At 71.8% G+C, this 12824-nt stretch carries 12 protein-coding genes; 8 read left to right on the top strand and 4 right to left on the bottom strand.

The window, feature by feature from the left end; translation table 11 throughout:
• Positions 1 to 86 precede the first annotated feature (86 nt).
• Complete coding sequence (locus tag ACZ6TI_RS30825; RefSeq protein WP_465348688.1) at positions 87 to 782, top strand: lysophospholipid acyltransferase family protein; 696 nt, start codon at positions 87 to 89, stop codon at positions 780 to 782.
• Here ACZ6TI_RS30825 and ACZ6TI_RS30830 read toward each other — a convergent pair.
• Genes ACZ6TI_RS30830 through ACZ6TI_RS30840 form a run of 3 tightly spaced genes read right to left on the bottom strand, consistent with a single transcriptional unit; the run spans position 779 to position 2244 of the window.
• Entirely contained in the window at positions 779 to 1042 is a 264-nt protein-coding gene (locus tag ACZ6TI_RS30830) for a hypothetical protein (protein ID WP_465348689.1), read from the bottom strand. The two genes, ACZ6TI_RS30825 and ACZ6TI_RS30830, sit on opposite strands and share 4 nt — an antisense overlap.
• The gene (locus ACZ6TI_RS30835) at positions 1039 to 1242 is read right to left on the bottom strand and encodes a hypothetical protein (protein WP_465348690.1); all 204 of its coding nucleotides are present in this window, start codon (positions 1240 to 1242) and stop codon (positions 1039 to 1041) included. Before ACZ6TI_RS30835 ends, ACZ6TI_RS30830 begins: the two co-directional genes overlap by 4 nt.
• A 9-nt stretch (positions 1243 to 1251) precedes the next feature.
• Positions 1252 to 2244, bottom strand: coding sequence for a hypothetical protein (locus ACZ6TI_RS30840; protein ID WP_465348691.1), 993 nt, complete (start codon positions 2242 to 2244; stop codon positions 1252 to 1254).
• A 157-nt stretch (positions 2245 to 2401) separates the two neighbouring features.
• Between ACZ6TI_RS30840 and ACZ6TI_RS30845 the strand changes: the two genes are divergently transcribed.
• From ACZ6TI_RS30845 to ACZ6TI_RS30870, 6 genes are all read left to right on the top strand, one after another.
• Positions 2402 to 3193 carry an alpha/beta fold hydrolase gene (locus tag ACZ6TI_RS30845; RefSeq protein WP_465348692.1) on the top strand — a complete coding sequence of 264 codons (792 nt, stop codon included), beginning with the start codon at positions 2402 to 2404 and terminating at the stop codon, positions 3191 to 3193.
• Positions 3194 to 3211: 18 nt separating this feature from the next.
• Positions 3212 to 5671, top strand: coding sequence for a SpoIIE family protein phosphatase (locus tag ACZ6TI_RS30850; protein WP_465348693.1), 2460 nt, complete (start codon positions 3212 to 3214; stop codon positions 5669 to 5671).
• Positions 5668 to 6009 carry an STAS domain-containing protein gene (locus ACZ6TI_RS30855; protein WP_465348694.1) on the top strand — a complete coding sequence of 114 codons (342 nt, stop codon included), beginning with the start codon at positions 5668 to 5670 and terminating at the stop codon, positions 6007 to 6009. The genes ACZ6TI_RS30850 and ACZ6TI_RS30855 overlap by 4 nt, the downstream gene beginning before the upstream one ends.
• 66 nt (positions 6010 to 6075) lie before the next feature.
• Positions 6076 to 8028: a TIGR03960 family B12-binding radical SAM protein gene (locus ACZ6TI_RS30860; protein WP_465348695.1), complete on the top strand. Its 1953-nt coding sequence runs from the start codon at positions 6076 to 6078 to the stop codon at positions 8026 to 8028.
• A 23-nt stretch (positions 8029 to 8051) separates the two neighbouring features.
• A complete protein-coding gene (rffA, locus tag ACZ6TI_RS30865; protein WP_465348696.1) occupies positions 8052 to 9206 on the top strand; it encodes a dTDP-4-amino-4,6-dideoxygalactose transaminase in 1155 nt (384 codons plus the stop codon).
• The gene (locus ACZ6TI_RS30870) at positions 9203 to 10078 is read left to right on the top strand and encodes a methionyl-tRNA formyltransferase (RefSeq protein WP_465348697.1); all 876 of its coding nucleotides are present in this window, start codon (positions 9203 to 9205) and stop codon (positions 10076 to 10078) included. Before rffA ends, ACZ6TI_RS30870 begins: the two co-directional genes overlap by 4 nt.
• Here ACZ6TI_RS30870 and ACZ6TI_RS30875 read toward each other — a convergent pair.
• Positions 10001 to 11002 (bottom strand): glycosyltransferase family 2 protein, encoded by a 1002-nt coding sequence (locus ACZ6TI_RS30875; RefSeq protein ID WP_465348698.1) that lies wholly within the window; start codon positions 11000 to 11002, stop codon positions 10001 to 10003. The genes ACZ6TI_RS30870 and ACZ6TI_RS30875 overlap by 78 nt on opposite strands.
• 78 nt (positions 11003 to 11080) lie before the next feature.
• Here ACZ6TI_RS30875 and ACZ6TI_RS30880 point away from each other — a divergent pair, with 78 nt between their 5' ends.
• A complete protein-coding gene (locus ACZ6TI_RS30880; RefSeq protein ID WP_465348699.1) occupies positions 11081 to 12823 on the top strand; it encodes a hypothetical protein in 1743 nt (580 codons plus the stop codon).
• Position 12824: the final 1 nt, after the last annotated feature.

Here is a 12824-nt window from a genome sequence, read left to right on the forward strand (position 1 = left end):
GACGGGATCGACGCGGTGATCTGGGGTTCGGTCCGATAACCTCATGTCGCCCCCATGTCACGCATCATCCCCACCGGAGGAGCCCGTTGCCGCTGCTCTATTCCATCGGCAAGGTCACCGTAGGCAATGCGATGATCTTGGGTTGGCGTCCGCGGGTCGAGGGCCTGGAGCACATCCCGGCCACCGGCGGCGCCGTTTTCGCGGGCAACCACCTGTCCGTCGCCGATGAGTTGTTCCTCGGCTCGGTGGTGCCCCGCCACCTCGCCTTCTGGGCGAAATCCGATTACTTCATCGGCACCGGCATCCGCGGCAACCTGACCAAGATGCTGATGCACGGCCTCGGCGCGATCCGGGTCGAGCGGGCCGGCGGCCGGGCCGCGCTGACTGCCTTCGACGCCGCGATCCCGGTGCTCAAGGCCGGCGACATGGTCGCGGTCTATCCCGAGGGCACCCGCTCACCGGACGGCCGGCTCTATCGCGGCCGCACCGGCGCCGCGCGGCTCGCGGTGGCCGCGGGCGTGCCGATCATCCCGGTCGGCATGCTCGGCACCGAGACGGTCCAGCCGATCGGGCAGGTCTATCCCAAGCTGGTCGGCTGGGGCAAGGTGACGGTCAAGTTCGGCAAGCCGATCGACACCGAGGGCCGCAGCGACGACCGCACCTCGCTGCGCGCGCTCACCGACGAGGTGATGGCCGAGATCCAGAAGCTCACCGGCCAGGAGTACGTGTCCCGCTACGCCCCCGCAAAGCCGGAGAAGCCCGAGAAGCCCGGGAAGAGCTAGGGCGCACGGCTGCCGCGGGCCTTCTCCTGCTCGACCAGTTCGTCCAGGTCACGCAGCCGGCCCAGGCCGCGCAGCGGCTGCCGCATGCGGTGGTTGTCGCGCAGCTTCGGCTCGTTGCGCTCCAGGAACGCCCAATAGCCCGCGGTGAACGGGCACGCGTTGTCACCCACCCGCACCGCGGGGTCGTAGCGGCAGCCGCCGCAGTAGTCGCTCATCCGGTTGACATAGGCGCCGCCGCCCGCATAGGGCTTCGTGCTCATCCGGCCGGCGTCGGCGAACTGGCAGCACCTGCACGCCGAGCCGGTGGACCAGCCCGCGGGCCGCGCACGAGGTGCGCCTTCTGCCGGTGGAAGCGGCGGCGCCGGAACACCCCCTTGGACTCGATCAGCAGCACCGGCTGACCGGGCTCGTCCAAGAAGTGCGGGCCGAGCTGATCGGCGAAGAGCCATCGGCGGGTCACTTCCCTGGTCTACCCGCGCTGCAGCACCGCATCCCGCAGAAGCGCCGTGAGATCGGCGCTGTCGTCCACCGAACGCCTGGTCAGCAGCACGGTGACCAGGCTGCCGTGATCGGCCCAGGCGCACACCACGACGGTGTTCTTGCCCGCTTTGCCGACGCCGCACTGCTCGTGCAGGCCGCTCACCCCGGTGTCGAAGCTCTGCACGTCGCGCAGCTCGTAGTCGCTGCTGAGCCGGCCGATCTGGGCCTCCAGGTCGGCCTCCGGGGTGAGCCGCAGCCCGGTCGTGCCGAAGATGGTGACCCTCTTGCCGTTGCCGTCGCCGTAGATGCCGGCGAACGCCTCGGTGTCGCCGAGCTCCGCGGCCAGCTTGGCGGTGGCCTTCTTGCTGGCCGAGTCGTCGCGCAGGTCGAGGTCGGAGATGCTGGCCGGGAGGGTGGCGGAGACCGGGTACTGCGTGAACGCGGGGTAGAGGAAGAAGCCCGGCACGCCGCAGCAGAAGACCAGGCTCAGCAGGCCGAACTTGGCGAGGTTGCCGGGCCAGCGGCGGCGCTTGCGAGGCGGCGGCAGCGGACGCTGCTGCGGGTTGATCGGCACGTATTTCTGCGGCAGCGGATCACGCGGCTGCGGCCGGGGCGCCACCGGGATCCGGTTGGGGGGAGGCTGAACAACCGGTGCCGGGGGCGGCGGCGGAGGAGGAGGCGCCGGCGCCTCGATCCGGGTCGGCGGCAGCACCTCGGGCGGCAGCGGCATCGGATCCCACGGCGTGTCCTGCCCCTCCCACGGGTCGACGGCCGGGATCGACTCGCGGTCGTCCTGCTCCTCGGGCACCCCGCCGCGCCGGCGGGCCCACTTGGATCGCTTCGGAGCCGGCGGCGGCACGACGGCGGAGCCGCTCCACCGCGCGGGAGCGTCCACGGTCGACGGTTCACCGGCCGCCGCCTCGACCCTGGTCGGGTCGGGCGGTCGCAGATCCGGGGAGTTCTCGCCCGGCCGATCGGCCATCCGTCGAAATCCTTCCTCGCGCTCGTCGCGCACGCCGAATCCCAGGTTAGAGGTGGGGTGCCACCGGTAATCACGCAGCGAACCGGACAGCCGTTCACAAAAGGCGGACAACGAGGGCGATGTGCGGAACGCTATGGAGTCGTAAGGTGACCCCGAGATGAAGACGACCGCGAGAAATGCCGTCACCGTGACCGGTAATGCATCCGGTCAGCCGATGATGTTCGTCCACGGTTATGGCTGCGACCAGAACATGTGGCGCTATGTCACCCCGGCGTTCGAGGACACCTACAAAATCGTCCTTTTCGACCAGGTGGGCAACGGCCGGTCCGATCTCTCCGCGTACGACGAGAAGAAGTACTCCACGCTGGACGGCTACGCCGACGACGTGCTGGAGATCGTGCACGAGCACGGGCTGCGCGACGTCGTCTTCGTGGGTCACTCGGTGAGCGCGATGATCGGCATGCTGGCAGCGATCCGCGAGCCCGAGCGCTTCGCCGAACTGGTGCTGATCGGCCCGTCGCCGCGCTATGTCAACGACGAGGGTTATGTCGGCGGCTTCGTCCGGCACGACCTCGAGGAGATGCTCGACGCGCTGGACAGCAACTACCTCGGCTGGTCCAGCGCGATGGCCCCGGTCATCATGGGCAACCCGGACCGCCCGGAGCTCGGCGAGGAGCTCACCAACAGCTTCTGCCGCACCGACCCGGAGATCGCCCGGCGGTTCGCGCGGGTCACCTTTCTCTCCGACAACCGCGAAGACCTCGAGCGGGTGCGCACGCCCGCGCTGATCCTGCAGTGCGCCGACGACGTGATCGCGCCGGACGTGGTGGGGGAGTACGTGCATCGCCATCTGCGGGGGAGCACACTGGTGCGCATGAATGCGAGCGGGCACTGCCCGAATCTCTCCGCGCCGGAGGAGACGATCGCCGCCATCAAGGCCTATCTGTAGGTCATGAGTGAGCGGGACGTGACTCAGGATCTCCGCGTGCCGTGGGAGGACGATCCCGGGGAGCTCTATGAGCATGCCCCGTGCGGATACCTGACCACCATGCCGGACGGCACCATCGTCAAGGTCAACGAGACCTTTCTGGCGTGGACCGGTCATGCCCGCACGGATCTGGTCGGCCGTCGCCGCTTTCGCGACCTGCTGAGCTCCGGCGGGCAGATCTACCACGAGACCCATTACGCGCCGTTGCTGCGCATGCAGGACGACGTGCACGAAGTCGCGTTCGACGTGGTCTGCGCCGACGGCCGCCGGCTGCCGACGCTGGTCAATTCGGTGCTCAGCCGGGATCCGGCCGGTCAGCCGAGACTGATCCGCACCACGATCTTCAATGCCACCGAGAGACGAGCGTACGAGCAGGAGCTGCTGGCCGCCCGCCGAGTCGCCGAGGCGTCCGAGCAGCGGGTCCGCGTACTCCAGGAGATCGTGGCGGACCTGTCCGCCGCGGCCACTGAGGCCGAGGCCGCGGCCGTGGTGATCCGGGCGCCGCAACCGGCCTTCGGCGCCACCAGCAGCAGCATCTGGCTCGTCGACCCGGATCGCGACCGGCTGATCGCGGTGGCCGGCACCGACCCGGCGAACCGCCCCGACGACATCCCGCTCTCGTCCAGCCGGGCGGTCGCCGAGGTGGCCCGGCGTGGCGACCTGCACGTGGTCTCCTCGCTCACCGAGGCCAAGGAGCACTTCGGCGAGCTGGCCGAGACGATGCGCCAGGCCGGTCGCCACGCGGTGGTGCTGCTGCCGCTGACCACCGGCCCGGCCGCCGACGAGGTGCGCGGCGTGCTGGCCTTCAGCTTCACCGACCCACGCGAGCTCACCGACGCCGAGCTGCGGGTGGTCCGGCTGCTCGGCCAGCAGGCCGGGCAGGCGCTCGACCGCGCCCGGCTCTATGACGAGGCGCGCCGCCGCGAGGCCCGTGCCACTTTCCTGGCCGAGGTCACCCGCGAGCTGGACGAGACGCACCGGCTCACCGCCCGGGCCGGCCGGCTGGTCGAGCGCCTGGTGCCGGAGGTCGCCGACTGGGCCGCGATCCGGTTGCAGGTCGGCCCGGCCGGACTGCTCGCCGAGGCGGGCGGACCGGCGCCGGACTCCGACCGGCTGGCCGGGCACGTCGATGAAGTGATCAAGTCCGGCGAGCCGCACTGGACACCGGTGGACGGGCCGGACCCGGGCTGCGCCGTGCTGCCGCTGACCGCCCGCGGCCGGGTGCTGGGCACGCTGGCGCTGCGCATGCAGGTCGCCCGGCGCGCGCCGTCGGACACCGCCTTCCTGGTCGACCTGGCCGACCGCGCCGGGTTGGCGCTGGAAAATGCCCGGCTCTACGAGCAGGAGCGCGCCATCGCCCGCACGCTGCAGCGCAGCCTGCTGGCCGGCCACCTGCCGAAGGACTCGCGGTTCGTGGTGGAGACGCACTACCACGCGGCGGCGCTGGATCTGGAGGTCGGCGGCGACTGGTTCGACGCCTTCAAGATCGCGCCGGACAAGCTGGCCATCGTGGTGGGCGACGTGGTCGGCCGGGGCATCGACGCTGCCACCACGATGGGCCAGCTGCGCAGCGCGGTCCGCGCGCTGGCGTCCGCCGACGCGGGACCGGCCAAGGTGCTGCGCAAGCTCGACCGGTTCGTCGAGCGGGTGGAGAGCGCGCGGATGGCGACGGTGGCCTATGCGGAGATCAACCTCGCCACCAACACCATGACCTATGCCTGCGCCGGGCACCTGCCGCCGCTGCTGCACGAGCCGGCCAGTCAGGCGCGCTACCTGCTCGGCGCGCGCTCGGGCCCGCTCGGCTCGCGGGCCGGCCGCCGCGAGCGGGTCGAGGAGAAGGTGCACCTGCAGTCCGGAAGCCGGCTGTTGCTCTACACGGACGGTCTGGTCGAGCGGCGCAGCCGGCCGATCGACCGCGGCCTAGACCTGATGGCCCGCGAGTGGGCCCGGCGGCGCAACTCGCCGATGCCCGGCCTGACCGCGGGCTTCGCCGACCTGATGGTGGGCCGCGAGCACAGCGACGACGTCTGCCTGCTCTGCCTCACGCTCGGCACCGAGGAGCGGCTGGAACGGTCCATCGGCGCCGACTCGATGCAGATCGCTCTGCTGCGCAAGGATCTGCGCGGCTGGCTGGAAACCCACGGGGTGGACGACGACAGCGTGCAGGCGCTGCTGCTGGCCTGTTCGGAGGCGGTGGCCAACGCGATCGAGCATGGTTATCGGGACGATCCGTTCGGCAAGGTCGAGGTGTCCGCCACGGTGTCCGAGGAGGCGGTGGAGGTGCAGGTGGCCGATCAGGGCGTGTGGCGGCCGGCGCACACCGACTTGGCACGCGGACGGGGGCTGGGACTCATCCGCCAGGTGATGGATCATGTGTCCTTCGACCGCAGCGCCGGCACCGTGGTGACCATGCGGCGCTCCCGGAAGGAGACCCCGTGACCGACCACACGGTCAGCTGCACCCGGCGGGGCACCGCCTCGATCGTCACGCTGGTGGGGGAGATCGACCTGGCCAACGCGCCGACCATCGGGCGCGAGATCGTGCAGCTGGTGCCCCGCGACGGCGCGGTGCTGATCGACCTGACCGCGGTCTCGTTCCTGGACAGCGCCGGGGTGCGGCTGCTGGACGCGCTGGTCGGCGACCTGGACGACCATGGGCGGGCGATCCGGCTGGTGGTCGGGGAGACCGGCGCCGCCCGGATGACGCTGCAGCTCTGCGCGTTCCGGGACGACCTGCTGGCCACCGACCTGGACAAGGCCGCGACCGAACTGCAGTAGCAGCCGCACGTCCTCCACCCCGCCCACCGCCCTTGGCCGGACTGAAGGCCGCGTAACCTGCTACCCATGAGCGTCACTTCCGTCTTCCCGCAGCTCGAGCAGTTGCTGCCCCGGGTCAGCAAGCCGATCCAGTACGTGGGCGGCGAGCTCGGCGCCGTTGTCAAGGAGTGGGACGCGACAACGGTCCGCTGGGCGTTGATGTACCCGGACGCCTATGAGGTCGGGCTGCCCAACCAGGGCGTGCAGATCCTCTACGAGGTGCTCAACGAGCAGTCCGACGTGCTGGCCGAGCGGACCTATGCGGTGTGGCCGGACCTCGAGGCGCTGATGAAGGAGGCCGGCGTCCCGCAGTTCACGGTCGACTCGCACCGGCCGGTGAAGGCCTTCGACGTGCTGGGCATCTCGTTCGCCACCGAGCTGGGCTACACGAACATGCTCTCCGCGCTCGATCTGGCCGGCATCCCGCTGTCCGCCGCCGACCGCGGTGACGACGACCCGGTGGTGCTGGCCGGCGGGCACGCCAGCTTCAACCCGGAGCCGATCGCCGAGTTCATCGACGCCGCCGTGCTCGGCGACGGCGAGGAGGCGGTTCTCGAGATCACCGCGATCATCCGGGCATGGAAGGCCGAGGGCTGCCCGGGCGGCCGGGACGAGCTGCTGCTGCGCCTCGCGCGTACCGAAAGCATCTATGTTCCGAGGTTTTACGACGTCGACTATCTGCCGGACGGGCGGATCCAGCGCGTGGTGCCCAACCGGCCGGACGTGCCGTTCCGGGTGCACAAGCGCACGACGATGGACCTGGACGCCTGGCCCTACCCGAAGAAGCCGCTGGTGCCGCTCGCCGAGACGGTGCACGAGCGCTACGCGGTGGAGATCTTCCGCGGCTGCACCCGGGGCTGCCGGTTCTGCCAGGCCGGCATGATCACCCGCCCGGTGCGCGAGCGGTCGATCACCACGGTCGGCCAGATGGTCAAGGAGGGGCTGGAGTTCTCCGGCTTCAACGAGGTGGGCCTGCTCTCGCTCTCCAGCGCCGACCACTCCGAGATCGGTGACATGTGCTCCGGCCTGGCCGAGCAGTACGCGGACACCAACGTCTCGCTGTCGCTGCCCTCGACCCGGGTGGACGCCTTCAACATCGACCTGGCCCAGGAGCTCTCCCGCAACGGGCGCCGCACCGGTCTCACCTTCGCGCCCGAGGGCGGCTCCGAGCGGATCCGCAAGGTCATCAACAAGATGGTGACCGAGGAGGACCTGATCCGGACCGTCGTGACAGCATATTCGAACGGCTGGCGGCAGGTGAAGCTGTACTTCATGTGCGGCCTGCCCACCGAGACCGACGAGGACGTGCTGCAGATCGGCCGGATGGCCCACGAGGTGATCAAGGCCGGCCGGATCGCCGCGGGCACCAAGGACATTCGCTGCACGGTCTCGATCGGCGGGTTCGTGCCCAAGCCGCACACCCCGTTCCAATGGGCCCCGATGGCCACGCCCGAGGTGATCGACGCGCGGCTCCGGATGCTCAAGCAGGAGATCAACTCGGACCGCGGGCTGGGCCGGGCGATCGGCTACCGCTACCACGACGGCGAACCCTCCCTGATCGAGGGCCTGCTGTCCCGTGGTGACCGCCGGGTCGGCGCGGTGATCAAGCGCGCCTGGGACAAGGGGCAGCGCTTCGACGGCTGGAGCGAGCACTTCTCCTATCAGCGGTGGGTCGAGTCGGCCGCCGAGGTGCTGCCGGACTTCGGCGTCGACCTCGACTGGTTCACCACCCGCGAGCGCGAGCAGCTGGAGGTGCTGCCCTGGGACCACCTCGACTCGGGGCTGGACAAGGACTGGCTGTGGCAGGACTGGCAGGACTCGAAGTCGGAGTTCGAGCAGGACGACTGCCGCTGGACCCCGTGCTTCGACTGCGGCGTCTGCCCGTCCATGGACACCGAGATCCAGATCGGCCCGACCGGCAAGAAGCTGCTGCCGCTGACCCCGGTCGGCGGTCTGCGCGCGCCCGAGCACACCCACTAGGGCCCGGGCACGGTTGAACGGGTGTGCAGATCCCGTTCAACCGTCCCCACCTGGCCGCCCGTGAGATCGAATATCTGGCCGCGGCGGCCGCGTCCGGCAGCACCTCGGGCGACGGGCCGTACACCCGGCGCGCGACCGACCTGCTGACCGCGCTGACCGGCGCGCCCGCCGCGCTGCTCACCACGTCGTGCACGCACGCGCTCGAGCTCAGCGGTCTGCTGCTCGACCTGCGCCCGGGCGACGAGGTGATCATGCCGTCGTTCACCTTCGTCTCCACCGCGAACGCCTTCGCGCTGCGCGGCGCGGTGCCGGTGTTCGTGGACTGCCGGCCGGACACCCTCAATCTGGACGAGCGCGCCGTCGCGGCCGCGATCACCCCACGCACCCGGGCCGTCGTGGTGGTGCACTACGGCGGGGTGGCCTGCGAGATGGACGTCATCCAGGAGATCGCCGACCGGCATCGGCTGGCGGTGATCGAGGACAACGCGCACGGTCTCGGCGCCACCCTCGGCGGCCGCCCGCTGGGCACCTTCGGCGCGCTCGCCACGCAGAGCTTCCACGCCACCAAGAACGTGTCCTGCGGTGAGGGTGGCGCCCTGCTGATCAACGACGACCGGCTGCGCGAGCGCGCCGAGATCATCCGAGAGAAGGGCACCGACCGCAGCCGGTTCTTCCGCGGGCAGGTGGACAAGTACCGCTGGATGGACCTGGGCTCCAGCTTCCTGCCGTCCGACGTGCTCGCCGCCGGGCTGGTCGCGCAGCTCGAGGCGTTCGACGAGATCCAGCGGGCGCGCCACGCGGTGTGGGAGGCGTACGCCGCGGCGTTCGGCGCCCGCGGGATGACGGTGCCGGCCGGCCGGACCCACCCGGCGCACCTGTATTACCTGCTGATGCCCGACCTGGCCACCCGGCAGGCACTGCTCGGTCACCTCGGGGAGCACGGCGTGCAGGGCGCCTTCCATTATCAGCCGCTGCACGACGCGCCGGCCGGGTTGCGACTCGGGCGGCCCGGTCCGGGCGGTTGCCCGGTCACCGAGGACGTGGCGGATCGCCTGGTGCGGCTGCCGCTGTGGGCCGGGCTGACATCGGCCGAGGTGGACCGGGTGATCGCGGCGGTGCGGTCGTTCCGGCCGGCCACCCCGGCACAACGCGGCGCGCTGGCCGAGGCCCGTTCATGACCGGCGTGGTGCTCTATGCGATGACGGCCAAGGGGGTCGCCACGTTCGACGCGTTGCCGCCGGGGCTGGTGCGCGCGGTGGTGTCCGCGCGGGATCCGGGCACGGCCGACGACGCGTACGAGCGGTTGGCCACCCGGTGCGCGGAGCGTGGCGTGTCCTTTCTGGACCGGGCGGACGCCGGGCGGGCGCCGGCCACCCGCTATGCGATCGCGGCCGGTTGGCGCTGGCTGATCCCGGAGCGCGCGGGCACCACGCTGGTGGTCTTCCACGACTCGCTGCTGCCGCGCTACCGCGGCTTCAATCCGCTGGTGACCGCACTGCTGGCCGGGGACGCCGCGACCGGGGTGACCGCGCTGCTGGCCGCCGAGGAGTACGACCGCGGCGACATCGTCGCTCAGGTGCGGGTGCCGCTGACGCCCCGGCCACTGCGGATCGCCGCGGCCATCGACCTGGTCGCGGACGCCTATGGCGAACTGGCCGCCGGGCTGGGCGCGCGGATCGCCGCGGGGGAGGAGTTGACCGGCACGCCGCAGGACGACGACGCCGCGACCTACAGCCTCTGGCGGGACGACGCCGACTACGAGATGGACTGGGCGCGGCCGGCGGGCTGGTTGCGGGACTTCGTCTGGGCGGTCGGCCCGCCGTACGCCGGGGCCCGCACGCTGCTCGACGGTGTGCCCGCCCGGCTGCACGACGTCATCGTCGAGCCGGACGTGGTGATCGCGAACCGTACGCCGGGAAAGGTCCTCTTCCTGCGCGCGGGCCGGCCGACCGTGGTCTGCGGCACCGGCCTGCTACGCCTCGATGCGCTGACCGACGAGGCCGGCCGCAGTCTCCTCCCGCTGCGCCGCTTCCGGGTCCGGCTGGGCTGACGGGTCCGGCTGGGCTGACGGGCGCACCACATAGGTCGGCAGGCCGATCCCGTTCGCGTGGATCCGTCCGATGTACTCGCCCAGCATGCCCACCGCGACCATCTGGGCGGCCGAGAAGAGCGCCACCATCGACGCGATCGTGGTGAACCCGGCGACCGTCGTCTGGCCGGCGTAGTGGAGCCAGAGCACCCGGCCGAGCAGCGCCAGGCCGAGGAAGCCGACCGCGAAGCCGAGATAGGTGACCAGCCGCAGCGGCGCGGCCGAGTAGCCGAGCACCATGTTCAGCGTGTGCCGGATCAGCATCCGCACGGTGTAGCCGGACCGCCCGTGGGTGCGCTCGTCCATCCGCACCGGCACCGAGGCGACGCTGTCGGTGCCCCAGGAGAGCGCCACGTCGAGGCAGGCGTGCGGGCCGCGGAGCCCGGTGAAGCCGTCCCGGAGGAAGGTGCGGAAGGCGCGGAAGGCGCTCAGCCGGCGGGCGCCCGGCACCCGCAGCAGGCGTTCCAGGCCGGTCTTGGCGAGTCGCGACGCCAGGCTGCGGGCGGCGCCGTGCTCCTCCTCGGCGGCCACGCCGTAGACCAGGTCCACCTCCGGGGTGAGCGCGGCGAGCAGGGCGCCGATCTCCTCCGGACGGTGTTGCAGATCGTCGTCCATCGTCACCACGACCTCGTGCCGGGCCGTGCGCACCCCGGCGACCAGCGCGTTGTGCTGGCCGTAGTTGCGGCTCAGGCGCAGCGCCCGGACGAACGGGTGGGCCCGGTCCAGGGCGGAGGCAGCGGCCCAGGTGGCGCGGTCGGGGCCGTCCACCACGAGCAGCACCTCGAAGTCGCCGGTCATCGAAGGCAGCGCCGCGCCGAGCCGGGCGACCAGCGCGGGCAGGGTCTCGGCGGACCGATAGCAGGGCACCACGACCGAGACGTCCACGGGGACTCCCTCCAGCTCAAGGTATATGCACTAGTACCAACGCTTTTAAACCCATTTGCGTGATGTACGGTCGGCGCCATGACGACGACCCTCGAGGCGGGCACCGCTCCCGCGCCGGCCGAGGAGGTCCCGCCGCCCGCGGGCCGCCGGGGTCCCGCCGTGGTGCTGGCCCTCGCCGCCGCGGTGGCCGGCGTGTGGATCACCGCCACCGCGGCCGCCTCCGGGCGTGGCTTCGACCTCACCGACGAGGGCTTCTACCTGCTCTCCTATCGGTGGTGGTCGGTCGATCACCGCAATTTCACCGGTTCGGCGTACGTCGTCGGGCCGGTGTTCGACCTGATCGGACACGACGTCGCCGGGCTGCGCCTGATCCGGCTCGGCTCGATCGTGGTGGCGCATCTGCTGTTCGGCTCGGCGTTCATGGCCTGGCTGCGGATCCGCCGCCCGGATGCGCCGCGCACCCGGCTCTGGGAGGCCGCCGGAGCGACCGTGATCCTCGCCGCGGGCGGACTGACCTACAGCTGGTTGCCGGCCACTCCCGGGTACAACGACGTGGTGCTGCTCGGGGCACTGCTCGGCCTCGCCGCGGTGTGCGCGCTCGGCGCCGGCGCCCGGGTGTGGTGGCCGGCCGCCGCGATCGGCGTGCTGACCGTTCCGGTGCTGCTGACCAAGTGGGCCGCGGTGTCGGTCTGGGTCCTGGTGCTCGCGGCCGGGTTGCTGGTGCTGCGGCCGCGCGGCCTCCGCGCGATTCTCGACGGCGCCGCCTGGTGCCTGGCCGGATTCGCGGTGGCCGTCGCGGTCCTGCAGTTCGCGGTGATCCCGCTGAGCACCGCGCTGCCTCCGCTGATCACCGTGAACAAGCTGCTCGCCGCGTCCAGCTTCGCCGTGCCGGTGCTGCTCGAGCGTTACTGGACGTCCACCCTGCCCACGCTCGGCGAGGTGGCCCGGCACTACGGCCTGTTACTGCTCGCGGTGCTGGTCACGGTGCGCGTCCGCGGTCGCGTCGCCCGCCTCGCCGGCGCGGCGCTCGGCGTGGCCGGCCTCGCGGCGGCGGCCTGGCACACCGCGCGGCACGGCGGTCTCGCCGGCGGCGCCACCAACGTGCACGCCTTCCTCGCCCCGGCGGTGGCCGTGCTGCTCGCCGCCGCCGCGGCGATCCGGTCCGACCGGCTGTTCCTCGCCGTGCTGGCGGTGGTACCGGTCGGCTACGCGTTCGGCACGTCCAACACGCCGCTGAAGGTCTCGGTGAACGCGTTCGCGATCTGGGTGGCGATCCTGATCGCGGCGTTCACCGGGCTGCCCCGGGTGCGGGCCGCTCGCGTGCTGGTCGGCGCGACCACCGCCGGAGCCCTGGTCGCGGCCGCCTGCATCGCGGTCGGCGGGAGCTGGTTGCATCCGTACCGGGGACGGCCGAACGCCGAGGCCACCGCGGTCGCCGCCGGGGTGCCGGCGCTGTCCTCGCTGCGACTCGACCCGGCGTCCGCCCGGCGCTACGCCACCCTGCGCGCCCGTCTCGGGTCGCGTCTGGACCCGCCCGGCCGGCCGATCATCGCCCTCGACAAGATGCCCGGCCTGGTCTTCCTGCTCGGCGGCCGGACCGTCGGCGAGGGCTGGTACGACCCCGGTAACCGGCCGCGCACCGCGGCCGGGATCCGGGCCGGGTGTCACCGGCACGACCGCCGCCCGTTGCTCATCATGAACCGCCCGATGGTCCCGGCCGACCGGGACGTGCTCGGCGACTGCGTGACCGGTTACCGGCAGCTCGCGCCCGCCACGGAGACCGCCGGCCTGACCGTCTATCTCCCGGCCGACGAGGCCTGAA

It is taken from the genome of Actinoplanes sp. NPDC051388, from assembly GCF_055586225.1.

What these genes read in the sequence shown, in the direction of transcription:
- ACZ6TI_RS30840 (WP_465348691.1), bottom strand. Translation starts at nt 2,244, where the DNA reads ATGGCCGATCGGCCGGGCGAGAACTCCCCGGATCTGCGACCGCCCGAC.
- ACZ6TI_RS30880 (WP_465348699.1), top strand. Translation starts at nt 11,081, where the DNA reads ATGACGACGACCCTCGAGGCGGGCACCGCTCCCGCGCCGGCCGAGGAG.
- ACZ6TI_RS30845 (WP_465348692.1), top strand. Translation starts at nt 2,402, where the DNA reads ATGAAGACGACCGCGAGAAATGCCGTCACCGTGACCGGTAATGCATCC.
- ACZ6TI_RS30870 (WP_465348697.1), top strand. Translation starts at nt 9,203, where the DNA reads ATGACCGGCGTGGTGCTCTATGCGATGACGGCCAAGGGGGTCGCCACG.
- ACZ6TI_RS30830 (WP_465348689.1), bottom strand. Translation starts at nt 1,042, where the DNA reads ATGAGCACGAAGCCCTATGCGGGCGGCGGCGCCTATGTCAACCGGATG.
- ACZ6TI_RS30860 (WP_465348695.1), top strand. Translation starts at nt 6,076, where the DNA reads ATGAGCGTCACTTCCGTCTTCCCGCAGCTCGAGCAGTTGCTGCCCCGG.